This is a genomic window from Rhizobium sp. KNZ2-6A (assembly GCF_056755475.1).
In genome coordinates, this window is sequence record NZ_JBNDIC010000069.1 from 1 (window position 1) to 25073 (window position 25073).

23 protein-coding genes are annotated in these 25073 nt (G+C 59.5%); 13 read left to right on the plus strand and 10 right to left on the minus strand.

Annotated features, from left to right (window positions below):
- On the plus strand, positions 1–790 hold a 790-nt coding region (locus ACPYOP_RS29730; protein ID WP_481413841.1), incomplete at its 5' end, for a carbamoyl phosphate synthase small subunit.
- 117 nt (positions 791–907) lie between these two features.
- Here the strand turns inward: ACPYOP_RS29730 and ACPYOP_RS29735 are convergent.
- The 6 genes from ACPYOP_RS29735 to ACPYOP_RS29760 form a co-directional block, all read right to left on the minus strand.
- A complete protein-coding gene (locus tag ACPYOP_RS29735) occupies positions 908–1480 on the minus strand; it encodes an EVE domain-containing protein (RefSeq protein ID WP_481413842.1) in 573 nt (190 codons plus the stop codon).
- An 87-nt stretch (positions 1481–1567) separates the two neighbouring features.
- A complete protein-coding gene (locus ACPYOP_RS29740; protein WP_481413843.1) occupies positions 1568–2965 on the minus strand; it encodes an MATE family efflux transporter in 1398 nt (465 codons plus the stop codon).
- Positions 2966–3113: 148 nt separating this feature from the next.
- On the minus strand, positions 3114–4370 hold the full coding sequence (locus ACPYOP_RS29745; protein ID WP_481413844.1) for a TCR/Tet family MFS transporter: 1257 nt from the start codon (positions 4368–4370) through the stop codon (positions 3114–3116).
- Between the two features lie 160 nt (positions 4371–4530).
- A complete protein-coding gene (locus ACPYOP_RS29750) occupies positions 4531–5442 on the minus strand; it encodes a LysR family transcriptional regulator (protein WP_481413845.1) in 912 nt (303 codons plus the stop codon).
- A 170-nt stretch (positions 5443–5612) separates the two neighbouring features.
- On the minus strand, positions 5613–6533 hold the full coding sequence (gene ypfJ / locus ACPYOP_RS29755; protein ID WP_481413846.1) for a KPN_02809 family neutral zinc metallopeptidase: 921 nt from the start codon (positions 6531–6533) through the stop codon (positions 5613–5615).
- 93 nt (positions 6534–6626) lie between these two features.
- Complete coding sequence (locus ACPYOP_RS29760) at positions 6627–7118, minus strand: DUF2306 domain-containing protein (protein ID WP_481413847.1); 492 nt, start codon at positions 7116–7118, stop codon at positions 6627–6629.
- 85 nt (positions 7119–7203) lie between these two features.
- Here ACPYOP_RS29760 and ACPYOP_RS29765 point away from each other — a divergent pair, with 85 nt between their 5' ends.
- The 6 genes from ACPYOP_RS29765 (at position 7204) to ACPYOP_RS29790 (ending at position 15584) form a co-directional block, all read left to right on the plus strand.
- Complete coding sequence (locus tag ACPYOP_RS29765; RefSeq protein ID WP_481413848.1) at positions 7204–8028, plus strand: LytTR family DNA-binding domain-containing protein; 825 nt, start codon at positions 7204–7206, stop codon at positions 8026–8028.
- Positions 8029–8176: 148 nt separating this feature from the next.
- The gene (locus ACPYOP_RS29770) at positions 8177–8872 is read left to right on the plus strand and encodes a DUF1190 domain-containing protein (protein ID WP_481413849.1); all 696 of its coding nucleotides are present in this window, start codon (positions 8177–8179) and stop codon (positions 8870–8872) included.
- Positions 8873–8883: 11 nt separating this feature from the next.
- Positions 8884–10053 (plus strand): glutathionylspermidine synthase family protein, encoded by a 1170-nt coding sequence (locus ACPYOP_RS29775; RefSeq protein ID WP_481413850.1) that lies wholly within the window; start codon positions 8884–8886, stop codon positions 10051–10053.
- A 228-nt stretch (positions 10054–10281) separates the two neighbouring features.
- Complete coding sequence (gene carB, locus ACPYOP_RS29780) at positions 10282–13767, plus strand: carbamoyl-phosphate synthase large subunit (RefSeq protein ID WP_481413851.1); 3486 nt, start codon at positions 10282–10284, stop codon at positions 13765–13767.
- A 254-nt stretch (positions 13768–14021) separates the two neighbouring features.
- Positions 14022–14498 carry a transcription elongation factor GreA gene (gene greA / locus ACPYOP_RS29785; RefSeq protein WP_120664532.1) on the plus strand — a complete coding sequence of 159 codons (477 nt, stop codon included), beginning with the start codon at positions 14022–14024 and terminating at the stop codon, positions 14496–14498.
- Between the two features lie 6 nt (positions 14499–14504).
- Positions 14505–15584, plus strand: coding sequence for a glycosyltransferase family 4 protein (locus ACPYOP_RS29790; RefSeq protein ID WP_481413852.1), 1080 nt, complete (start codon positions 14505–14507; stop codon positions 15582–15584).
- A 10-nt stretch (positions 15585–15594) separates the two neighbouring features.
- Here ACPYOP_RS29790 and ACPYOP_RS29795 read toward each other — a convergent pair whose 3' ends face one another.
- From ACPYOP_RS29795 to ACPYOP_RS29805, 3 genes are all read right to left on the minus strand, one after another.
- A complete protein-coding gene (locus ACPYOP_RS29795; RefSeq protein ID WP_481413853.1) occupies positions 15595–16509 on the minus strand; it encodes a glycosyltransferase family 92 protein in 915 nt (304 codons plus the stop codon).
- Between the two features lie 62 nt (positions 16510–16571).
- A complete protein-coding gene (locus ACPYOP_RS29800) occupies positions 16572–17480 on the minus strand; it encodes a glycosyl transferase (protein ID WP_481413854.1) in 909 nt (302 codons plus the stop codon).
- Positions 17481–17484: 4 nt separating this feature from the next.
- Positions 17485–17952, minus strand: a complete 468-nt coding sequence (locus tag ACPYOP_RS29805) for an Lrp/AsnC family transcriptional regulator (protein WP_112344091.1) — start codon at positions 17950–17952, stop codon at positions 17485–17487.
- A gap of 239 nt (positions 17953–18191) precedes the next feature.
- On the opposite strand from ACPYOP_RS29805, the gene trxB reads away from it, so the two are divergent.
- From trxB to ACPYOP_RS29835, 6 genes are all read left to right on the plus strand, one after another.
- A complete protein-coding gene (gene trxB, locus ACPYOP_RS29810; protein ID WP_481413855.1) occupies positions 18192–19166 on the plus strand; it encodes a thioredoxin-disulfide reductase in 975 nt (324 codons plus the stop codon).
- 23 nt (positions 19167–19189) lie between these two features.
- Positions 19190–20086 (plus strand): LysR family transcriptional regulator VtlR, encoded by an 897-nt coding sequence (locus ACPYOP_RS29815; RefSeq protein WP_481413856.1) that lies wholly within the window; start codon positions 19190–19192, stop codon positions 20084–20086.
- A 563-nt stretch (positions 20087–20649) separates the two neighbouring features.
- Entirely contained in the window at positions 20650–20943 is a 294-nt protein-coding gene (locus tag ACPYOP_RS29820; protein WP_112344094.1) for an ArsR/SmtB family transcription factor, read from the plus strand.
- A gap of 2 nt (positions 20944–20945) precedes the next feature.
- The gene (locus tag ACPYOP_RS29825) at positions 20946–22112 is read left to right on the plus strand and encodes an MFS transporter (RefSeq protein ID WP_481413857.1); all 1167 of its coding nucleotides are present in this window, start codon (positions 20946–20948) and stop codon (positions 22110–22112) included.
- 39 nt (positions 22113–22151) lie between these two features.
- A complete protein-coding gene (locus ACPYOP_RS29830; RefSeq protein ID WP_481413858.1) occupies positions 22152–23264 on the plus strand; it encodes an alkene reductase in 1113 nt (370 codons plus the stop codon).
- A 196-nt stretch (positions 23265–23460) separates the two neighbouring features.
- Positions 23461–24264 (plus strand): aminoglycoside phosphotransferase family protein, encoded by an 804-nt coding sequence (locus ACPYOP_RS29835; protein ID WP_481413859.1) that lies wholly within the window; start codon positions 23461–23463, stop codon positions 24262–24264.
- Positions 24265–24272: 8 nt separating this feature from the next.
- Here ACPYOP_RS29835 and ACPYOP_RS29840 read toward each other — a convergent pair.
- Positions 24273–25073, minus strand: an 801-nt coding sequence (locus ACPYOP_RS29840; protein WP_481413860.1) for an NAD-dependent epimerase/dehydratase family protein, incomplete at its 5' end; no start/stop codon positions are given.

The window sequence follows — 25073 nt, forward strand, 5'->3', positions numbered from 1 at the left end:
GCCGAACGGTGTCATCGCCCATGATCCGAACGGTGTCTTCGATATCCAGCAGCTGCAGGCGGACGCCAAGGCCTGGAGCGGCCTCGAAGGTCTCGATCTCGCCAAGGTCGCCTCTTCCGGCCAGTCATCGCAATGGTCGCAGACGCCCTGGGTCTGGAACGAAGGCTACGGCGAACTCGGCGCAGCTGACGTAAAGTACCATGTCGTCTGCCTCGACTACGGCGTCAAGCGCAATATTCTGCGCCTGTTTGCCGGCCTCGATTGCAAGGTCACCGTCCTGCCGGCGACGGCCTCAACGGATGAGGTTCTCGGCCTCAACCCGGACGGCATCTTCCTCTCCAACGGCCCCGGCGATCCGGCCGCAACAGGCGAATACGCCGTTCCTGTCATCAAGGATCTGCTGAAGACGGAGATCCCGCTCTTCGGCATCTGCCTCGGCCACCAGATGCTTGGCCTCGCGCTCGGCGCGAAGACCGCGAAGATGCACCAGGGCCACCACGGCGCCAACCATCCGGTCAAAGACCATACGACGGGCAAGGTCGAGATCGTCTCGATGAATCATGGCTTCGCGGTCGACTCGAAGTCGCTGCCGGAAGGCGTTGAGGAGACTCACATTTCGCTCTTTGATGGCAGCAATTGCGGCTTGCGCGTGTCAGGCAAGCCGGTCTTCTCAGTGCAGCATCACCCGGAAGCCTCTCCCGGTCCGCAGGACAGCCATTACCTTTTCCGCCGCTTCGTCAATCTGGTGCGCGCAAAGAAGGGTGAACCCGCTTTGGCAGAGCGCGCCTGATAGGGTCGACCGCCTAATCACATGAGAAAGCCCCGGATTGATGATCAATCCGGGGCTTTCTCTTTGTGCGTCAAGTTGGGAGGTCTTTTCGTCACATCGATTCGGGCTTGCTGAAACTCACGCCTGCAGACGGCGCTGCTTGACCACTTCAAGCTCGCTCATCAGGATTTCCTCAAGAAACTCAAAGTCGGATTGTTCGAACTCAACGAGGCCGAATCTCAGTTTGTAGCCCCAATTCTTGTCCTGGGTAAAATCAAGCCAGCCCAGGAGCGGACGAAGCGGCTGCTCGGGCGCGTCCAGCCAGTCCACATCCTTGCGATAGGCCTTTCCGCAGCCCATCTCAGCAAGGTAAGGCTCGCCCTCGCGGACGAAGCCGATGGCGGTAAAGCTCTGAAAGCCGTCCTTCTCGCCCATTTTGACTGAAGGTGAGTAGTAGACGATGCCGTCACCCGGCTTGATGCGCATCAGGGGAGCTCGTTTGCCGTGGTTCACCTGCATGAAACCATGCTTGCGCCCGATGCGTACGTGCTCGGCACTGGCCACAGCCAGCCAATAGGATTTCCGCGCCGGCTCGGATCGCCGGCGGGACTCGTTGGCAGATGGGAAAAGACGAACCATCTTGCCCTGATCAAAGAAATCTTCCCGCGGGAAAGGCGCGGCATCGATACGATCGCTTGCATTGAATGTCATGGTCATCTCCCGTCATTGGTATGAGACGACTATAGACGATCATGCTGTCAATTTTTGTCAGTAGTCTCTCGACCCGAGATGCCGCTATCAGTTGGCAGCCTTCTCGGAGCGCACGAGAATATAGAAACGCGCGCACAGCAGCGCCGCGGCCGAGGCAAGACCGAGCAGGAAGCCGAACCATATGCCGATGCCGCCCAAGCCGAATCGAAACGCCAGCAGCCAAGCGAGGAAGAAGCCGATCGGCCAATAGGCGATCAACGCCAGAATCATCGGCACGCGCGCATCCTTCAGTCCGCGCAACAGACCGCTGGCAATCGCCTGCAGCCCATCGACAAGCTGGAACAGGCCGGCCACGACGATCAGCGGCGCCGCATAGGCAAGCACCTTCGGCGCGTCGGCCGACGTGACGTCGAGGAACCAGCTTCCAAGCCAGGACGGCACGGTTGCGAACAGGATGCTGCCGCAGAGCGCGATGCAGCTTGAAACGATGAGAACCACGATGGCAGCGCGCTTTAGGCCAAGATGATCGCCTTGGCCATGCGCAACGCCCACCCGCACGGTCGCCGCCTGGCTGAGACCGAGCGGGATCATGAAGGCGATCGAGGCCCACTGCAAAGCGATACCGTGGGCGGCAAGCTCGATCGTGCCGATCTGGCCCATCAGCAGCGATGCAGCGGTGAACAGGCTGACCTCGGCCAGAACCGTGACGCTGATCGGAAAACCGAGCCGGATGACATCCCACAGAGCGTGCCAGTCGGGCCGCCAGAACCGGACGAAAATCTCATAACGACGCGTTTCCTCGTGGCTCTGAACGTAACCGACGATGAAGAGGAAACCAGCCGTCTGCACGACAACGGAAACGATAGCCGCGCCATGCAGCCCCATGGCCGGCAAGCCGAAATGGCCGAGGACCAAGATGTAGGCCAGCACGGCGTTCATCACCAACATGGCGATGGTGACCTTGAGGATGATGCCGGCACGGCCGATAGCGCTCACCAGCGCACGGATGACGTTATAGAGCAGCCCCGGCAGCAAGGCGAAGTGACCGATATCGATATAGCCGCTGGCCAGTTTCGCGACCTCGGGCTTCTGTCCCGCCGCCAGAAGGATTTGCTCGGAATAAAAGAAGGCGGGTTGCGCCACCACCCAGTAAGCCGTGACGACCCAAAGGCCCATGCGGAGCGCTCGGCGAACCGAGGAAACGTCGCCTTTGCCATAAGCCTGCGCCACCAGCGGCACGACGGCGATGGAGAAGCCCGAGCCGAAAATCAGAATCGTGAAGAGAAACTGCGCGGAGAGCACCATTGCCGCCAGCTGCTCAGCGCCAAGCCGGCCGACAATCATAACATCAGTGGTGTTGATGCCGAGCTGCGCCAACTGCGCACCGATCAAAGGAATGCCCAGCGCAAGCGTAGCGCGAACATGTGCAGACCACGAATTATCATTGTCATGCGCGGACGAGCGCACAGTTACAGGCATATCCATCACGAAAACTCGATTGCTAGAGTCGCGCGAACCGCCCTACCCAAGGGTGCGCGAGCCTGTCGGCTTATCGCAATTGGAGTTAAAAAGCCAGTCGACAAGCCTATAGTGCTAAAGAATTCATCGTGATATCAAAATATCTGATGAATTTTTAGGCCGTCTCGCCCGCCTGCGACTGGGCAACCACTTTCGGCTCCATCTTGCGGACCTTGGTCAAAAGCACAATCAGCGCCGTCGCGACCAGAATTGCACCCATGATGAAGGGCGCGCCTGCAAAGACCACCGGCGCCGTCGGCGCTGTATAGTACTGGAACAGATAGGGGAACAGCACAGGCCCGACGATGGCGGTGATGCTCGTCAGGCTACCGAGCGCACCTTGCAGCTCGCCCTGGGCTGAAGGCGGCACCTTGCTGGCGGCGATGGAGCGCAGCGGCGCGTCCGCGACGTTTTCGATGACGGTCAAGATGACGACCGCGTACACCATCCAGCCCTGCCATGCAAAAGCGTAGCCCATGAGGCCGAGGCAGGAAAACATCAACCCGAGAAGCGCAGTCTTCCACTCGCCGAGCATAGGCACCAGCCGCGGCAGAACCAGGCCCATGACAACGGCGGCGCCGATCCCATAGACGCCCAGCGAGAAGCCGATCTGTCCCTCGCTCCAATCATAGCGATAGGACGTGACGAAGGACCAGACGGCCGGATAGACGCCATGTGCCAGCCAATTCAGGAACATGACGACACAGACCCAGCCAATGCCGTGATAACGCCGCATCTGCCTGAGCGCCCCGAACGGATTGGCCCGCGTTATCTCGAAAGGTCGGCGATGCTTTGCATCCAGCGTTTCCGGCAGCAGGAAATAGGCGCCTACGAAATTCAGGAACGCCAGCGCCGCCGCGCCATAAAAGGGAACGCGCGGACCGAACTCGCCAAGGAAGCCGCCGATGACCGGGCCTAGGACGAAGCCGACGCCGAAAGCCATGCCGATCAGGCCGAAATTCTTCGCGCGGTTCTCGTCATTGCTGATGTCGGCGATGTAGGCCGAACAGGTCGAGAAACTCGCGCCGCTGATGCCTGCCAGAATGCGGCCGACAAACAGCATCCAGTAGGAACCGGCAATCGCACAGATGAAATTGTCGATCGCGAATGTCAGCACGGAGGCCAGCAGCAGCGGCCGGCGGCCGAAGCGATCGCTCAGATTGCCGATCAATGGCGAAAACAGGAACTGCATGGCGGCATAGGCGAGCAGCAGCCAACCGCCTTCCGTCGCCGCCGCGCTGACCGACGCCCCCGTCAACTCTTCCAGATATTTCGGCATGACCGGCATGATGATCGCAATGCCGATGACGTCGAGGAAGAGGATAAGGAAGACGAGGAACAGACCTCGACGAGCGAATTTTTGATCGATCATGGAGATGCCTTCTGGCGGCCCCGTCTCCATGAAAGAGACAGAACGTGAACGAAAAACTGGAGCGTCCCCAATACATAAAGATTTTGGCAGAAACAATCCGTGAACGCTTCAATCTTATTGATTTATTGACCGCTTTTTTTGATCCTCGGCATAAAAGCGACTAACTGTCGCGACCGCAACGCTGGTCACGATTGAGAAAGTCGACGAAGGCCCGGAGCGGCGCAGGCATATGCCGACGGCTCGCATAGTAAAGAAACGGACCGGAAAAGACCGTATCCCATTCCTCAAGGATGGGCACCAGTTCTCCGCTGGCAATCCGTGGCGCAAGGAACTCCCGAAAGGTTCTGATGATGCCGAGCCCGGCCGCGGCCGCGCTGCACTCGATGTCGATCGAATTCGTCGCGACGACCACCGGTGGGGTGATGAAAATCGTCTCCCCATTCCTTTCGAATTCCCAGGGCGCGACCGAACCGCTCAAGAAGCGGTGACGGATACAGCGATGCTCGAGTATTTCGCGCGGATGTTGCGGCGTGCCGTTTGCGGCCAGATAGGCGGGCGCAGCCGCAGTAATGTAATATTGCTGTCGCGGCCCGATCGGCACGGCGATCATGTCTTTTTCCAGTCTTTCATCGTAGCGGATGCCGGCATCGTAGCCGGCGGCCACGACATCGATGAAACTGTCTTCGGCGACGATTTCGACTGATATTGCCGGATATTCCGTCAGGAAACGGCTGATGATGTCAGGCATGACGACCATGGCGGCAACGGTCGGCACATTCAGCCGCAGCGTCCCGCCTATGCTGTCGCGAAAGCTGTTGATATCATCGAGCGCGACGGCGATCTCGCTCATGGCGGGCGTCAGGCGCTCCATTAAGCGCTCCCCCGCCTCCGTCGGCGTCACGCTTCGCGTGGTGCGGTTGAGCAGGCGTACCGCCAGCCTTTCCTCCAGCCGTCGCACCGCTTCGCTGAGCGACGATGCGGAAACGCTGCGTTTGCGCGCCGCCTCGCGAAAGCTGCGCTCGCGCGCGACAGCGGTAAAGGCAACCAGATCGGCCAGCGGCAATTCATCCATTGTGCGAAATTCCAAACAACCCGTTTCGATTTACCCGGATTATCGCACGGAGGGCAACGTGAAACTGTCGAATGCCCGATATGGCTGCGATCGAGTGTGTGATCATAGTGAGGAGTAACGAGTCGTAGGACTTGCCCGCTCCCCGGTATTCCGGGCGCGGGCAAGCGAAATCAGACGGGATTGTTCAGCGTATCGCAATCGCTGAGCTTGCCGGAATCGAAACCCTGCTTGAACCACTTCATGCGCTGCGCCGAAGTACCATGGTTGAAGCTGTCGGGAACGACGTAGCCCTGGGTTCGCTTCTGCAGCGTATCGTCGCCGATCTGCTGCGCGGCGTTCAAGGCTTCTTCGAGATCGCCGGCCTGCAATATGCCCTTCTGCTGTGTGAATTTGCCCCAGATGCCGGCAAAGCAATCGGCCTGCAGTTCGATCCGCACCGACATCTTGTTGGCATCCGCTTCGCTCATGCTGCGGCGGGCCTGATTGAACTTCGGCAGGATGCCGAGCAGATCCTGAACATGGTGGCCGACTTCATGCGCGATCACATAGGCCTGCGCGAAATCGCCGGATGCGCCGAACTGGTCCTTCATCTGCTTGAAGAAGGCCATGTCGAGATAGACCTTCTGATCGCTCGGGCAATAGAAGGGGCCGGTGGCCGCCGAAGCTTGCCCGCAAGCCGAGGGAAAACTACCGGAGAACAGCACAAGCTTCGGATCCGTATAGGTCTGGCCCATCGACTTGAAGATGCCGGTCCACGTGTCCTCCGTATCGGCAAGAACGGTCGCAACGAACTGCTTCATCTCGTCGTTGGCCGGCTGAGCCCCGCCGCTGTTGTTGGAGGTACTCTGCTGATATCCGGAACCGCCGCCCTCCAGCATGCCGCTTTGCTGCAGCAGGCCGATGACGTCGACGCCCATCGCCCTCAGGATCAGGAAGATCACGATCAGCACGATAATGGTGCGGAAACTCAAGCCGCCCCCGCCGAGACCTCCGCCGGGAAATCTGAAGCCTCCGCCACCCGTACCGCCCATGGGCAATGAGCCGCGCTCGTCCTCGATATTGTCGGATTGCCGACGCCCCTTCCAATCCATAGCGCACCTCCTGGCGATGCCTAAAATCAAAGTCCCTTGAGGCATTTATATATCCAGGAAGTGTAACAAAGCCAGTTGGCTATCGACAGAAGATCAGCTTAAGCGGCGACGGCGCCGTATTTCTTTCGAAGTCAGCCATAAAAGCGCGACACCTATACCCGCCGCGACCAGAAGCGGCGCGATTTCATCGCCAGCGAAGGTCACCCTATTCATGATGCGGCCTGGAATGAACGTAAACGCGCCCGCGCCGACAATACCGCCAAAGTAAAGGCCTCTGACGATGCGCTTGTGTGCCTCGATATTGTGCTTGCGAGCATTGGCGATAGCACCCCAGCAACCGAACAGAACGTATATCGAAAGCAGGTGAATAGGGCTGCAGCCGTAAAACATGTTGATCTGGTGAATGAAGAAGCTCGATAGCGCCGTGATCACCAACAGAACCAGCCATAGCTTGCCGAGCAGACGGTGCCTTGGCGTCCCCTTCGGTCTGATGAGGAGATAGGCGCCGAGCAAGGCAGCGGGAATGACAGCCGCGACATGGACCTGGATCGCGATCGGGGCATTGAGAAGCGGCTCGAGAGTCATCATCGTATCCGGTTGAGTTTGCCGAGCCTTTCCGCGATATTGTCATTCTCTCAATCGAAATTGCGCGAAAGAACGGGAAATCTTCGTGGATCACACCTTTCTGCAATCCACGCTTCGCGAATTGCGGATCATTCAGCGTTCACCGCGTTTCTGGGCGACCTTTGTCACGATCGTCCTGATCTTCGCTCTCACTGGCCCCTACGGCACCTTTGCCCGGCTGACGCCGGTAGCCCGGCTCGGCTATTGGCTTGTCCTTCAAGCCATGGCCTGGTCCATCGCCATCGTCTTCTCCGTGGCCGCCGAAATCCTCCTGCGCAGGCATATATCGAGCATGTTCGCCCGGATGATGATCGGGTCCATCGTTGCCGCATTGCCGATAGGCTTCAGCATCTCGCTCGTCGAGCTGGCCTTCTTCGGAACGACGTCCACCGTGATCGACAGCCTGCGCCAGTCGCTTGGCGCCATACCGCTTTGTGTCCTTTTTTGCATTTTGTCCTATCTGACCATGCACCGGCAGATAGCAATGACGGCGGAGGAATCGGATGCCACGGAGACGAAAACCACACTCGCCGCCGCAGCCGAAATTCAACCCCAGACCTCTCAGCCGCCGATTCTATCGCGCCTGAAGCCGGAAAACCGAGGAGCATTGATAAGGCTCACAGTTCGCGATCACTATACCGAGGTCGTGACCACACGCGGTCGAGAGCTCGTCCTGCTGCGTTTTGGCGACGCACTCACGGAAATCGGCAATACGGAGGGCATGCGCCTGCACCGGTCCCATTGGATAGCGGCGGAGCACGTAGCCCGCCTGAAACGCGATAACGGCAAACTTTTCGTCATCGCGCGGGACGGCGTTGAGGTGCCTGTCAGCCGCTCCTATGCCGAATCCGTCCGGCATCGCTTCGATTGACTTATGAAAACTGGAAAGACACTTTTTACGATCGCAACCATTGGTCTAAAAAAATTCGACCGAACGCACGCCTACGTTCTTTAAAAGCGGCCAATTTATACCTAACTCTCTTTTCGCGCCCATATTCTTAACGTTGCAATCCTTACATATGTGGACAACCGCAATTCCGCATCTGCGTGTGTTGCGGCTGGTCGACTTGTGCGGGCAACGTCCCGGAATATGTGGTCGTGTGAACGCGCAATGCGCCGGGGGTTTTATGAAGCGATCGATGAGTGTGTCCTTGCTGCTCATGGGAACAACGGCATTGACGGCATGCGGCCAAAAAGAGGATCGGGTTCAGATATACAAGGACGTCAACGCCTGCATCGCGGGGAGAGTTTTTTCCGCTGACGAATGTCGGTCTCAATTTGCCGCGGCGGAAACGGAGCGCCTACGAAACGCTCCCGCCTATGAAACAGCGGCGAACTGCGAAAAGGATTACGGCGCCAACAACTGCCAGCCAACGACCAGCGCCCATCAATCGGGCATGGGCCATTTCGTTCCCCTGCTGGCCGGCTATCTTGTCGGCAACGCCGCCAGAACATTTGACACCAAGGCCCTATACCAGCCGCGTGGGAGCAGCGACTTTCGAACGGCAACCGGACGAAGCCTTGCCAACGGCATGTTGCTCGGAAATACGACCTATGCGGCAAGAAAGAAGGACGACAACACGCAGTCCTCGTCTTCGAGCGGTGGTGGCGGCGGCAGTAGCTTTTGGGGAACGTCTTCCGAGCACTCAGCGCGCTCGAGCGGCGCGGTAGAGCGCGGCGGCTGGGGTTTTCGTGGCTTCCATCTTTCGGGTTAACAGGTGAGCTGATGAAACGCGTCGTCATGAACGAGCGGCCGGATTGGAAGGCCGACGCTGAGGCCTGCGGCTTCACGATCCATTCAATGTATGGCCAACGCTATTGGGATGAGCGACACGCCTATGCTTTTACGCTTGAGGAAATAGAGACGAAGCTCGAGGAGCCCTCGGCCGAATTGCTGGAAATGTGCTATGCCGCAGTCGAAAGGATCGCTTCGGACGATGAATTGATGCGTCGCATGGCCATTCCGTCGGCGTATCACGATGCGATATTGCGCTCCTGGCGAAATCGGGAACATGACCTCTATGGCCGTTTCGATCTGTCCTATGATGGAAGCGGTTCGGCAAAGCTGCTCGAATTCAATGCCGACACGCCCACCAGCCTGTTCGAAAGCGCTGTTTTCCAATGGCGCTGGTTGGAAGACATGAAGCAGCGCGGGGAACTTCCGCCTTCGGCGGACCAGTTCAATTCGGTACACGAACGCCTGATCGACGCGATGCGCGTCCTTGCCGAGCCTTCGCGGCGCATGCACTTTGCCGGCATGCTGGAATCGGAGGAAGACCTCGTAACGCTGAACTACCTTGTCGATTGCGCCGCCCAGGCTGGCTGCGAAACGAAGCTGATCGCCATGCCCGATATCGGCGTCGACGACAAACACTGGCTGATCGATCTTCAAGACGAGCGTATCGATTGCATATTCAAGCTCTATCCGCTCGAAGATATGGTACGCGAGCCTTTCGGCCGTCATCTGCCGCTGACGCCTACGCGCGTTATCGAACCGCTTTGGAAACTCACGCTATCCAATAAGGGGCTGCTGCCGGTTCTGTGGGAAATGTTCCCCGGCCATGAAAATCTGCTGCCTGCCTATTTTGAGGGTGATCCATGCCTCGGCGATCTCGGCGATCGCTACATTCGCAAGCCGTTGCTATCCCGCGAAGGTGCGAATGTGACGCTTGTCGACCACGAAGCCGGGGCCGGCATATATCACGTTGAAGGACCTTACGGTGAAGAAGGGTATGTAAGGCAGGCGCTGCATTTGCTTCCCCGCTTTGGCGACGATTGGACCGTCATCGGATCCTGGATCGTTGCGGGCCAACCGGCGGGTATCGGCATTCGCGAGGACGACACTCCCATCACGCGAGACACCTCACGCTTCGTGCCCCATTATATAGAGGGCTAGCTTATCGATAGCGTCAGCATAAGTTGCCGATCGTCCGCATAACTCGTCATTTGACCGCTCCATGGCGATCCCGGCAGAATTCCTGTCGATTCCGCGATTTATGGGGTTCCGTTTGCAAATACATTTGCCTATAAGCCGCTTCTAGCCTGAAATAATTGCTCATGCGCCCCGGCCGGTGATCTCCCACCCTGGCCGGTTTTTGGCGCAACGAAAAAACGGATGAAAGCCATGCCGAAGCGTCAAGATATCAAATCGATCCTCATTATCGGTGCAGGACCGATTGTTATCGGACAGGCTTGCGAATTCGACTATTCGGGCACGCAGGCCTGTAAGGCGCTGAAGGAGGAAGGCTACCGCGTCATCCTCGTCAACTCCAACCCGGCAACGATCATGACCGACCCGGGCCTCGCGGACGCCACCTATGTCGAGCCGATCACGCCCGAGGTCGTCGCCAAGATCATCGCCAAGGAGCGCCCGGACGCGCTGCTGCCGACCATGGGCGGCCAGACCGCGCTCAACACCGCGCTGTCGCTGAAGCGCATGGGCGTACTCGATCGCTACAATGTGGAGATGATCGGCGCCAAGCCCGCAGCGATCGACATGGCCGAGGACCGCGCCCTCTTCCGCGAAGCCATGGCCCGTATCGGGCTGGAGACACCGCGCTCGATGCTGGCAAATGCCACCGACATCAAGGATGCCGATCGCAAGACGCATGAGGCCGAACGCAGCAAGCTCAAGGCCCAGCTTTCCGGCGCCGAGCTCGACAAGGCACTCGACGAACTTGAAAACCAGTGGAACCTCGGCGAGAGCGACCGCAAGCAGCGTTACATGAGCCATGCTATGGCGATCGCCGCCCAGGCGCTCGACCATGTCGGCCTGCCCGCCATTATCCGCCCTTCCTTTACGCTCGGCGGCACCGGCGGCGGCATTGCCTATAACCGCTCGGAATTTTTCGAGATCGTCGGCGGCGGCCTCGACGCCTCCCCGACCACGGAAGTGCTGGTCGAAGAATCGGTCCTCGGCTGGAAGGAATTCGAGATGGAAGTCGTCCGCGACAAGGCGGACAACTGCATCATCATCTGCTCGATCGAAAACATCGACCCGATGGGTGTCCACACTGGTGATTCGATCACCGTCGCCCCCGCGCTGACGCTGACGGACAAAGAATACCAGATCATGCGCAACGCCTCGATCGCCGTTCTGCGCGAGATCGGCGTCGAGACCGGTGGGTCGAACGTGCAGTTCGCGGTCAATCCGAAGGACGGCCGCCTCGTCGTCATCGAAATGAACCCGCGCGTGTCGCGCTCCTCCGCGCTGGCCTCGAAGGCCACGGGCTTCCCGATCGCCAAGATCGCGGCCAAGCTCGCCATCGGCTATACGCTGGACGAGCTCGAAAACGACATCACCGGCGGCGCGACGCCTGCCTCCTTCGAGCCGTCGATCGATTACGTCGTCACCAAGATCCCGCGCTTTGCCTTCGAGAAGTTCCCCGGCGCCTCTCCGGTTCTGACCACCGCGATGAAGTCGGTCGGCGAAGTCATGGCGATCGGCCGCACCTTCGCCGAATCGCTGCAGAAGGCACTGCGCGGCTTGGAAACCGGCCTGACAGGCCTGGACGAGATCGAAATCCCCGGCACCGAGGAAGGCGAAGGCAGCCGCAACGCCATTCGCGCCGCCATCGGCACGCCGACGCCGGACCGCCTGCGCATGGTCGCCCAGGCGCTGCGCTCGGGGCTGAGCATCGAGGAAGTGCATGAAGGCTGCAAGATCGATCCGTGGTTCCTCGAGCAGCTGAAGAACATCGTCGATATGGAGACCCGCATCCGCGAGCATGGCCTGCCCGAAGATGCGACCAACCTGCGCATGCTGAAGGCCATGGGCTTCTCCGATGCACGCCTTGCGACGCTGACCGGCAAGCGCCCGAAGGAAGTGGCGGAGTTGCGCAACGGCCTGAACGTTCGCCCGGTCTTTAAGCGTATCGATACCTGCGCGGCCGAATTCGCCTCGCCGACGGCCTATATGTATTCGACCTATGAAATGCCCTTCGTCGGCGCCGCCCGTTCCGAAGCCGAGGTTTCCGACCGCAAGAAGGTCGTCATCCTCGGCGGCGGTCCGAACCGCATCGGCCAGGGCATCGAATTCGACTATTGCTGCTGCCACGCAGCCTTCGCCCTGAAGGATGCAGGCTACGAAGCGATCATGATCAACTGCAACCCGGAGACGGTTTCGACCGACTACGACACCTCCGACCGGCTCTATTTCGAGCCGCTGACGGCGGAAGACGTCATCGAAATCCTGCGCGCTGAGCAGGAAAAGGGCGAAGTCGTCGGCGTTATCGTCCAGTTCGGCGGCCAGACGCCGCTGAAGCTCGCCGAAGCCCTTGAAAAGAACGGCATCCCGATCCTCGGCACGGCGCCTGATGCGATCGACCTTGCTGAAGACCGCGACCGCTTCCAGAAGCTCTTGATGAAGCTCGATCTCAACCAGCCGAACAACGGCATCGCCTACTCCGTCGAGCAGGCTCGCCTCGTTGCCGGCGAAATCGGCTTCCCACTGGTCGTGCGCCCATCCTATGTCTTGGGCGGCCGCGCCATGCAGATCATTCATTCGGAAGGTCAGCTCCAGGGCTATCTGCTCGATACGGTCCCGGAACTGGTGCCGGAAGACATCAAGCAGCGCTATCCGAACGACAAGACCGGCCAGATCAACACGCTGCTCGGCAAAAACCCGCTGCTGTTCGACAGCTATCTCACCAATGCCATCGAAGTCGACGTCGACTGCCTGTCCGACGGCACCGACGTCTATGTCGCCGGCATCATGGAGCATATCGAGGAAGCCGGCATCCATTCCGGCGATTCGGCCTGCTCGCTGCCGCCGCGCACGCTCTCGCCTGCCATGATCGATGAGCTGGAGCGCCAGGCAAAGGCCATGGCCAAGGCCTTGAACGTCGGCGGCCTGATGAACGTCCAGTTCGCCATCAAGGACGACACGGTCTACGTGCTTGAAGTCAATCCGCGCGCCTCGCGTACGGTGCCTTTCGTCGCCAAGACGATCGGCGCCCCGATCGCCAAGATCGCCGCCCGCGTCATGGCGGGAGAGAAGCTCGATGCGACCTTCGCGGCCTACGGCGAAAAGCCCGATCCGCGCAAGCTGAAGCACATTGCCGTCAAGGAAGCGGTCTTCCCCTTCGCCCGTTTCCCTGGTGTCGACATCCTGCTTGGGCCGGAAATGCGCTCGACCGGCGAAGTGATCGGTCTCGACACCGATTTCGCGCTGGCCTTCGCCAAATCCCAGCTCGGCGCCGGCGTCGAACTGCCGCGTGACGGAACGGTGTTCGTCTCGGTTCGCGACGACGACAAGCCGCGCGTGCTGCCCGCTATCCGCATGCTGGCGGAACAGGGCTTCAAGGTGCTCGCAACCGGCGGAACCCAGCGCTATCTAGCCGAAAACGGCATCGAAGCGACGAAGATCAACAAGGTGCTTGAGGGACGTCCGCATATCGAGGATGCCATCCGCAACCGCCAGGTCCAGCTCGTCATCAATACGACCGACAGCAACAAGGCGATCTCGGACTCGAAGTCGCTCCGCCGCGCGACGCTGATGCAGAAGGTGCCCTATTACACCACCATGGCCGGCGCCGAAGCCGCTGCCATGGCGATCAAGGCACTGAAGGCCGGAAACCTCGAAGTCCAGCCGCTGCAGAGCTATTTCTGACGGGTATAATTCGGCCGCGACGGGCGTGAAGCAGGATAGCCGGCTCACACTCGTCACGGCCCGTCGGGCGCTCGAAGGGGCAAGGAGCTTCAACAGGAGCCTTTCCTTAAGTCTTCGAATTTTCTGGCAATCGTCTGTCGCAATCTGCTATAGATGACACAATAATGGCTCTGAATGGTTCCGAAGTACCGCTTCGGGACCTGTTTTCTTTTGTGTCTGCAGCAGAGCAACACAGGGAGTGAAGGACAAGAAAAATGGTTGAAAAGGTACCGATGACACAGAACGGGTTCGTCAAGCTGCAGGAAGAACTGCGCTGGCGTCAGCAGGAAGAGCGCCCGCGGATCATCGAGGCAATTGCGGAAGCACGCGCCCATGGCGATCTCTCCGAAAATGCCGAGTATCATGCAGCCAAGGAAGCCCAGAGCCATAACGAGGGCCGCGTCGCCGAACTCGAAGACCTGACGGCGCGCGCCGAAGTCATCGATCTTACCAAGATGTCCGGCTCGAAGATCAAGTTCGGCGCCAAGGTGAAGCTCATCGACGAGGACACCGAGGAAGAAAAGATCTACCAGATCGTCGGCGACCAGGAAGCCGACGTGAAGGCAGGCCGCATTTCCATCTCTTCCCCGATCGCCCGCGCCCTGATCGGCAAGGAAGTCGGCGATTCCATCGAGGTCAATGCACCCGGCGGCGCCAAGGGCTACGAAATCCTCTCCGTCACCTGGGGCTGATTGCCCGTGCGCGATCGCGAGTCAGCGCATGCCAGCGATCTCAGCGAGATCGAAATCATCGCAACGAATTTCAAACGCCGGCTTTCCGGCGTGACCTCGACGATCGTGCAGCTGATCCCCAAACAGGTCGAACTTGGCTATCATATCGCCACGCTCGGCCCGGGCTTGCCGGAAGACCTGCCTAAACTCGGCTGGCTCCGGCTTCCGGGTTTATGGAGCAGGCCACGCCGCTGCCGCGTGCGCGTCTGGCATGCCCGCCGCAACAACGAAATGCTGGTGGGCTTGCTGCTGCGCTCCGTGCTGCGCATGCCTCTGAAGCTGGTCTTCACCTCCGCCGCCCAGCGCCGCCATACCGGTTATACACGCTGGCTCATCCGTCGCATGGACGCCGTGATCGCCACCAGCACCCGCTCCGGCAGCTTTCTCGAGGTGCCGCACACCGTCATCCAGCACGGTGTCGATCTCAACCGCTTTCATCCGCCGGAAAAGCCCGACGATCGTATGGCGGCAACCGGCCTGCCCGGCACCTACCTGATCGGCTGTTTCGGCCGCGTCCGCCATCAGAAGGGCACGGATCTTTTCGTCAAGGCGATGATCGAGCTCCTGCCACACTATCCGAACTGGACAGCCGTCGTCTGCGGCCGCGTAACGGCCGAACATCGCGGTTTCGGCGATGAATTGGAGAAGATGGTGGCCGACGCCGGCCTTTCCGACCGCATCCGCTTTCTGGGCGAGGTCGACGACATCAAGCCCTGGTATCGCCGCGCCACGCTCTATGTCGCCCCGTCCCGCAATGAAGGTTTCGGCCTGACGCCGCTGGAAGCCATGGCCTCCCGCACCACCGTCGTCGCATCCGATGCCGGCGCCTATGCCGAGATGATTGTCCCGGGCGAGACCGGCGCCGTCGTGCCGGCGGGCGATGGCGAAGCCCTGACCAGAGCGATCGCCTTCTATCTGGCCGATCCGGAGGAAACGCTTCGCCAGGGCGAAAATGCCGTGCGCCATGTGCGCAGCGAATTCGCACTGGAAAAGGAAGCAACCGCCATCGGCGACGTCTATAAGCGGCTGCTCATCGCCAATAAGTGAGCGCGCTCAATCAGCGACCAAGATAGATATGATGGCGCTGGATGAAATCGATCATCGAACGATCCTCCACCGTGTCTTCCTCGATGCTTTTGACGACCGACAGCACCTTGTCCCGATATTTCGCCGCGCTGCTGTCGTAGGCCCATCCCCGCGCGAGCTTTTCCATCAACTCCTGCCGGGATTTCGTATAATAGTGATTGAGCTGTAGGAAGCGGTTTGAATAGAATTCGGGTGACTTCCGCGCGCGCCGCGTAAATCGCTTGCCGGCGTCATTCGCCGTCAGATCACCGTAGGCACGCGTCTGGAACTGATGCACGCTGACCTCGGTCACTTCGCACGGATCGACGATGCATTTGAAGTTGCTGACATTTTCCTTTGTCGTCATCGGATCGGCGCCGCGCATCGTATAATTCAGCGTCAAAGGTCCGTCCGGCGGCGTCTCATGCCCGCTTGTGGCAAACATATGCCAGGGCAGCGAGACATTCGGGAAATCGCCGACCGCTTCCAGCGCCTGCTCGACGGTCGCTGCTTCCTTCGGCAGAAGGAATTCATCGACATCGATAAATGCCATCCAGCGGTAATCGCCACCAAAATTCAGGATGGCATGCGCAAAGGTGATGACCTGGCCGTTCAGCATCACCGACGTCGCCGCATCGCGCATGCGCCCGGCCCAGGAAATGATTGTCAGCATGTCCTCATTCAGAAGACTGCGAAGAAGAGCACAGGTCTCGTCCGTGGAGCCGTTGTTATAGATATAGAAGTGACGGATACCGACCGCCCGGTGGAAGCGCACCCATTCCTCGATATATCGCGCCTCGTTCTTGACGCAGGCCGCAATGGCGATGCCGTGGCGCCCCGCCTTCGCCTCGGGCGGATCGATGGTCAGCTTCTTGGCATCGGACGCTTTGGGTTTCAGCCAGCGCATGAGCTTCATTCCAGCAACCTTATTTTCAATCCACGCGTGGGCTTCGTCATCGTCGGCAAGCCTCACGCCGTCGATTTCATGGCGAACCGGTCGTCGTAGCCGAAATCATATTTCAGCAATGCGGAAATGGGAGAATAGTTGACGAAAGGGACGCCGCGCTCCGTGGCGATCTGCCGCGCGAGCACGAGATGCTCGATGATACGGCTCTCAGCCCGCGCAATGCCCGAAAAAGCCATATCGCCGGCAGTTTCGTAAAAGCGCGGCTCGCCGGCATTGGAAATATCGATCCCTAGAAAGCCGACTTGATGCCGTGCACAGTAAAGAGCGAATTGCAGGGCCGACACCGCAACTGACCCGCCCAGAAAAACCCCACGGTCCGGCGAGAGCGAAAAGCCTGCCGAACCCTCGGCATCCAGCCGTACATATTGCAGCGTCTTGAGATCGTCGAGCGAACGGCGACGGGCGCCATAGGGTTTGCGGATATCGTCGATCAGGATGATGATCTTGTCCGCCAGCCAGCTCTTGTCGATCTCGCAAAGCGCCCGCAGCACCGCGACGGAAAACAGACAGAGCGAACCCGGGGCGACTTTTTGGCGCAATAGGTCGATATGTCGCCAGACGAAGCGCTCATCCTCGACAGCAATCGCCAAAGGCTCGGCGATCGGTTCGCCGGTCAGCCCGATAGCGCCGTTCAGAAGAATGGCGCTTCCGGCTTCCAAACTATGCAGGTCGCAGCCACGAATGGATGGGCCAGAGCCGACAATATAGATTGCATCGCCACAGCGCTCGCGCAGCCGATCCATGCCGGCAAGGCTTGCGACTTTCGCCCCACGGTAATGCACCTCGCTGACATTTTGGGTACGGACGATGCTGAGCCCTGGAAACCAGTCCTGCACATGCGCCAGCGAACCGCCCAGGAAAAGGCGCACGCCGGACTTGATCAGCGACCGGTGCCAGGGGCGATCCGCCATTCGCCTAGAGCTCCACCAGACCGAGCTTCTTGACCTGCCGGATCGTCAGCATGGTGCGCACGGTATCGACATGTTCGTTCGCGGTTAGAACTTCGATGACGAAATCCTGGAAGCGGGTGAGATTTTCGGCAACACAGTGGAGAAGGAAATCGCTGTCGCCGGAAACCATCCACGCCTGCCGCACCAGCGGCCAAGCCGCCGTCGCATTGGCGAAAGCCTTGAGATTAGCCTCCGACTGATGCTTGAGACCGACCATGCAGAAGGCCACGAGATCGAAACCCAGTTTCGGGCTGTTCAGCATGGCATGATAGCCTTCGATGACGCCGGCTTCTTCCAGCTTGCGCACCCGGCGCAGGCATGGTGGCGCGGAAATGCCGACACGGTCTGCCAACTCGACATTGGTCATCCGTCCGTCTCGCTGCAGTTCCCGCAGAATCTTGATATCGATGGCATCGAGTTCAGCGCGAAGCACTTTTATTGCCTTTCTTTAATTCCCCTTCGCCAGCTTCTATATAAGGCAGGAAAATACGCAAGAAAGTTTCTCCTGAGTAACTGATTCTTACACTAAGCCGATTTGCTCTGTGTGTAATGCAAGGCTGCCCTTGAATAAATGCATAAGGCAATCATAAATGAAGCGGCGGACCGTGAAATCGCCTGCTTTGCGCGTTTGAAGCCGCGGTTTCCCGATCGCTGAAATTGAAAGGACTGACTATGCCTGCCCGCCACACGAAGGTGCTCATCATCGGCTCCGGCCCCGCCGGCTATACCGCCGCGGTTTATGCCGCGCGCGCGATGCTGCAGCCGGTTCTGATTGCCGGTCTGGAACAGGGCGGTCAATTGATGATCACGACGGATGTCGAGAACTATCCAGGCTTTGCCGATCCGATCCAGGGTCCATGGCTGATGGAACAGATGCTATTGCAGGCCCAGCATGTCGGCGCCGAGATCGTCAACGATCTCGTAACAGAGGTCGATACCAGTCAGCGTCCTTTCGTCGCCCGCACTGACAGCGGCCAGGTCTGGACCGCCGATACCCTCGTCATCGCCACCGGCGCCAAGGCGAAGTGGCTGGGAATCGAGAGCGAGCAGCATTTCCAGGGCTTCGGCGTTTCCGCCTGCGCTACCTGCGACGGCTTCTTCTATCGCAACAAGGATGTGATCGTGGTCGGCGGCGGCAACAGCGCCGTCGAGGAAGCGCTCTATCTCTCCAATATCGCCAAGTCGGTGACGGTCGTGCATCGCCGCGATTCCTTCCGTGCGGAAAAGATCCTGCAGGAGCGCCTTTTCGCCAAGGCAAACGTCAAGGTTCTCTGGAATACGGAGATTGCCGAGATCACCGGCACGCCCGCCAAGCCGCCGATGCCGCCGTCGGTTACCGGCGCGCGCCTGCGTGATATCCGCAACGGCGCGATCACCGAAACGCCGATCGACGGCGTTTTCGTCGCCATCGGCCATGCGCCGGCAACCGAGCTCTTCAAGGGCAAATTGAAGCTCAAGGATAATGGCTATCTCTGGACCGCACCGGATTCGACCGCCACCAGCGTCGAAGGCATCTATGCCGCCGGTGACGTGACCGACGATACGTTCCGGCAAGCGATCACGGCAGCGGGGATGGGCTGCATGGCCGCGCTTGAGGCGGAACGCTATTTGACTGGGCACATGCCCGTCGCCGTGGCTGCGGAGTGATGCAGTCGATGAGGGGAAACGGCATGCCATTGGATTGGGACAAGCTGCGTATCTTTCACGCGGCTGCCGAAGCGGGTTCGTTCACGCATGCGGCCGACAAGTTGCATCTGTCCCAGTCCGCGATCAGCCGGCAGGTCAGCGCGCTCGAGCAGGACGTCGGCATCAAGCTTTTCCATCGCCACGCGCGCGGCCTCATTCTGACCGAACAGGGTGAGCTGCTTTATCGCACGGCTCATGACGTTCTCTTGAAGCTCGAGACGGTCAAGATGCAATTGACCGAGACGACCGACAAGCCGAGCGGCAAGCTGCGCGTGACGACGACCGTAGGCCTCGGCCAGGGCTGGCTCACCGACAAGATCCAGGAATTCCTGCAGCTCTATCCGGATATGCAGATTCAGCTCATCCTCGACAACGAGGAGCTTGATGTGAACATGCGCCATGCGGATTGTGCCATCCGTCTGCGCCAGCCGCAGCAGTCGGATCTCATCCAGCGCAAGCTTTTCACAGTGCATATGCACGTCTATGCGGCCCCGTCCTATATCAACCGCTACGGCGAGCCGCAGTCGGTCGAGGCTCTGGACGAGCATCGCATCATCAGCTTCGGCGAACCGGCGCCGAACTACCTGCTCGACGTCAATTGGCTGGAGATCGCCGGCCGGTCGTCGGACAACAAGCGTGTGCCGCATCTGCAGATAAACAGTCAGACGTCGATCAAGCGCGCGTGCCTGCTCGGCATCGGCATCGCCGTTCTGCCTGATTATATCGTCGGTCGCGATCCGGGCCTTATTCAGCTTGCAATCAACGCGGACGTTCCGTCCTTCGACACATATTTCTGCTACCCAGACGAGATGAAAAACGCGGCTAAGCTCAAGGTTTTTCGTGATTTTATCGTGTCCAAGGCTCGTAACTGGAATTTCTAGTGAAGGTAAGCCATTGATAACGAACTCTTTTTGCGACTAATATATCAGCTGCGCGTATGATGCATAGCTGATATGCACAAAATAGAGTTGAAGCCTGCCCATTTAACTACCATATCGCACATAGCTGATGCACACGGTGGCTTTTCCTCCCAGTTCCACCGCATTGGCTGTTCCCCTCTGGAGGTTTTTGACCTTCATACCTATAGGGCCCTGGTTCACTCCGGCGGCCCTTTTTTTTGCCTTTTTGGTGCCAGGCCTCCAAACGCATAACTGCCATGCACAAAAAAGCATTGCGCACTGCACAAATTAGCATCATAACGCACATAGCTGATGCACACGGTGGCTTTTCCTCCCAGTTCCACCGCATTGGCTGTTCCCCTCTGGAGGTTTTGACCTTCACACCTATAAGGGCCCTGGTTTATTCCGGTGGCCCTCTTTTTTTGCCCATTTTCTAAGCACGCGCGCCAGCAGCCCTGCCAAAAATAATATTCGGCGCTGCCCTTGATATATCGAAATCCGTCGATACATAAATCGGGATTATTCGATATTGCTTGGTGAACACCATGGACAAGAACGAGATATTGAAGGCCTTGGCCAATCCGGCCAGGCTCGAAATCCTCAACCACCTCAAAGATCCAGAGACCCATTTCCCGACCCAAGAACACCCGCTGGAGCTGGGTGTCTGCGCCAGCCAGTTCGAGCGCTGCGGTCTCTCTCAATCCACCGTCTCGGCCCATCTCGGCACGCTCCACCGTGCCGGCCTGGTGACGACGCGGCGCCTCGGCCAGTGGATTTTCTACAAGCGCAACGAAGAAACCATCGCTGAATTCCTCGAAGCCATGCAGAAGGAACTGTGACCATGCCTCTTGCGCTCCTTGTACTCGCGCTCAGCTCCTTTGCCATCGGCACGACCGAATTCGTTATCATGGGACTGCTGCCGGAGGTGGCCTCTGATCTTGCGGTCACCATTCCGCAAGCCGGTTGGCTGGTCACCGGCTACGCGCTTGCCGTCGCCATCGGCGCGCCGATCATGGCTGTCTCGACAGCCCATTTGCGCCGGCGATCGGCATTGATCATGCTGATGGGCTTCTTTATTCTCGGCAATCTTCTCTGCGCCATCGCCCCGAATTATTGGGTCCTGATGGTCGCCCGTATCGTCACCGCGCTTTGCCACGGGGCCTTCTTCGGCATCGGTTCGGTGGTTGCGGCCAGCCTGGTGCCGGAAGACCGCAAGGCCCGCGCCGTCGCGCTGATGTTCACCGGCCTGACGCTCGCCAACGTGCTTGGCGTTCCCCTTGGCACGGCATTCGGCCAGGCTTTCGGCTGGCGCGCGCCGTTCTGGATCGTGACGCTGCTTGGTGTCGCCTCGATTGCCGGACTTGTCGCCGTGCTGCCGAAGGACGAAGCAGCCCGTCAGGGCAGCCTTGGCCGTGAGATAGCGGCATTGCGTGGCCTCGGCCTCTGGCTGGCCCTGCTGACGACTGTTTTCTTCTCGGCCGCCATGTTCGCCCTTTTCACCTATATCGCCCCGATGCTGCGTGATGTTACCGGCGTCTCGCCCGAGACCGTAACCTGGACGCTGCTCTCGATCGGCGTCGGCCTGACCATCGGCAATCTGATCGGCGGCAAGCTGGCGGACTGGCGCCTTGGCATCACGCTTGCCGGTGTCTTTCTGGCAATCGCGGCGACATCGGCGATCTTCAGCGTCACCATCCACTCCCTCGTTGGCGCCGAAATCACGCTCTTCCTGTGGGCCGCGGCTGCTTTCGCCGCCGTGCCGGCATTGCAGATCAATGTCGTCAACTTCGGCAAGGACGCCCCGAACCTTGTATCCACCATCAACATCGGCGCCTTCAACACCGGCAACGCGCTCGGCGCCTGGGTCGGCGGAATGCTTATCGACGAAGGTTTTTCGCTTTCGCAAGTGCCGCTCGCCGGTTCAGCCATGGCAATCCTGGGCTTCCTCACCGTCGTGCTGACCTTTGCTGCCATACGTCCCAAGGACGAGGCGCTCGCCTCCTCCTAATCCCACCCCTCTCCTCCCCCTCATAGAAAGGAAAACCCCATGACCAAATTGTTCGAACCGACGAAACTTGGCGATATCTCCATCGCCAACCGCATCGTCATGGCACCCCTGACGCGCAATCGCTCGCCGAATGCCGTGCCGAACGAGCTGAACGTCAAATATTATGCCCAGCGCGCCAGCGCCGGCCTGATCATCACCGAAGCGACGGCGATTACCCATCAGGGTCAGGGCTATGCCGACGTTCCCGGCCTCTACAGCAAGGAAGCCCTCGACGGCTGGAAGAAGGTGACGGATGCCGTGCATGCCAATGGCGGCAAGATCGTCGTGCAGATGTGGCATGTCGGCCGCATCTCCCACACGACCCTGCAGCCGAATGGCGGCAAACCGGTTTCCTCCACCTCCAGGCGTGCTGAAAATTCGAAGACCTATCTGGTCAATGGCGACGGCACCGGCGGCTTTGCAGACGTCTCCGAGCCGCGCGCGCTCGAAACCTCGGAAATCCCGGGCATCGTCGAAGATTATCGCAAGGCCGCCCGCGCCGCGATCGATGCCGGTTTCGACGGCGTCGAGATCCACGGCGCCAACGGCTATCTGATCGACCAGTTCCTGCGCGGCAATGTCAACGATCGCACCGACCAGTATGGCGGCTCGATCGAGAACCGTGCCCGCTTCCTCTTCGAAGTGGTCGATGCCGTCACCAAGGAAGTCGGTGCGGGCCGCACGGCAATCCGCATTTCGCCGGTCACGCCATCGGGCGATGCCAGCGACCCGGCCCCGCAGCAACTCTTCACCTATGTCATCGAAGGCCTGGCGAAACACAGGCTCGCGTATGTCCACGTCGTTGAAGGCCAGACCGGTGGCAAGCGCGACTTCCTGCCCTTCGATTACGATGCTTTGCATGCAGCCTATAAGGCGGCAGGCGGCAAGGCCGGCTGGATGGTCAACAATGCCTATACTCGCGAGATGGCGATCGAAGCCGTCGACAGCGGCAAGGCCGATGTCGTTGCCTTCGGCAAGCCGTTCATCTCCAACCCCGATCTCGTTCGGCGCCTGAAGGAAAATGCGCCGCTCGCACAATGGGACCAGGCAACGCTCTATGGCGGCGGTGCCAAGGGCTACGACGACTATCCGGCGCTGGACGAGGCGGCTTAAGCAAGGATCTATCTCCCATACAGCGCCTTCGCGCATAGCCAGGGCTGACGAACTATATTAACGCCGACAAATTGCCCTTGCGACGAACCGTCGCGAGGGTTTTTCTATTTCAGCGCTTGAAAACAGGGGCGACACAACCGAGCTAAGCAGGCGTGCCGATCGCGAAATCATGATACCCACATAGCAAAGCCGACATATGTTTGATCTCTATATCGACCGTTGGTCGCTGACGCCGGACGGCGATCCCATCATCACCCATTCGAGCCATCTTCTCCCGGTCATCTGGAGAGATAAGCCCGCCATGATCAAGGTTGCGCAAAATGTCGACGAGAAGTTCGGCAATCGCGTGCTGCGCTGGTGGGATGGCGAAGGCGCCGCCTTCGTCTACGAACATGACGATGACGCCGCCCTCATCGAACGAGCAACCGGGGCAGGCTCACTGCTCACCATGGCAATGCAGGGAGGGGACGACGAGGCGAGCCGGATCATGTGTCGCACAGCTGCGAGGCTGCATGCACGCAAGGCAAAGCCGCTGCCGTCGGACCTGGTCCCGTTGGATCGCTGGTTTTGGGAGCTTGAACCGGCGGCCCGCATCCATGGCGGCATGCTCGCCGCCTGTGCCGAGGTGGCCGCGAGCCTTCTGGCGGATCAACACGAGCAGACCATATTGCACGGCGACATCCACCACGAGAACATTCTCGATTTCGGCCCCCGCGGCTGGCTCGCTATCGACCCCAAGCGGGTCTATGGCGAGCGCGGTTTCGATTTCGCCAATATCTTCTGCAATCCCGAGCTGCCCATCGTTACCAAGCCGGGCCGCCTGCAACGGCAATTGCCGATCGTCTGTGCAGAGACGGGCCTCGAACCGAAACGCCTTCTGCAATGGATCATCGCCTATGCGGGGCTTTCGGCAACGTGGTTCTTGAGCGATGGCGACACCAGGAATGCGGATTCGGATCTCACGGTCGCGAGTATCGCCTTCTCCGAACTCAGGGCCTAACGACCGGCTCATGCCGCCGGCAGGCAGCCGATCGCTGCAAGCGTTGCTTTCACTGCCTCGTCGATCGGTGTATGCGGCTCTTCGCCGAGCACAGCCAGCAACTTGTCATTCCTCATCTGCAGCGGCACCTTCCACAGGTAGCTCATTTCACGCAGCTCCCGCATGAATGGCACGAAGGGTGCGGCCAACGGCACTATTATCCAAGGAAATGCCTTGACCTTCACCTTGCGGCCGAGCACGCGCCGCACGGCATCGATCATCTGCCTGCCATCGCCATCCCAATGGCCCCTCATGTGAAAAACTGCGAAAGCAGGCAACTCATCCCCCTTCTCGATCAGCCGGATCATCGTCTCGGCGACATCGGGCAAGTAGGCCCATTGATGTCCGAGACCGACCTTGCCCGGATAGGTGATGGAGTCGACCGGCTTGCCAAGCGTCACCATGGCCTGCGAGAACCAGCTGTTGGCACGAGATCCACCAAAGAAATCGCCGGCGCGAACAATGATGACAGGCGCGTCGCCCTGCTCCGCAGCCGCTTTCAGGCGCCGCTCCATTTCAACACGAATGGCGCCCTTGCGGGTCTTCGGCCGCTGCGCGCTGTCCTCGTTCACATCCGGAAAGACGCCGGGGCCGAAATTATAGACAGTTCCCGGCAGCACGATCCGCGCCCCGACTGCCTTGGCCGCTGCAATGGTATTGTCCAGCATCGGCAGGACGACCTTGCCCCAATTTCTGTAGCCGGGAGGATTGACTGCATGCACGATAACATCGGCGCCGTGCGCAGCCTTCAGGACATCGTCTGCCTGCAT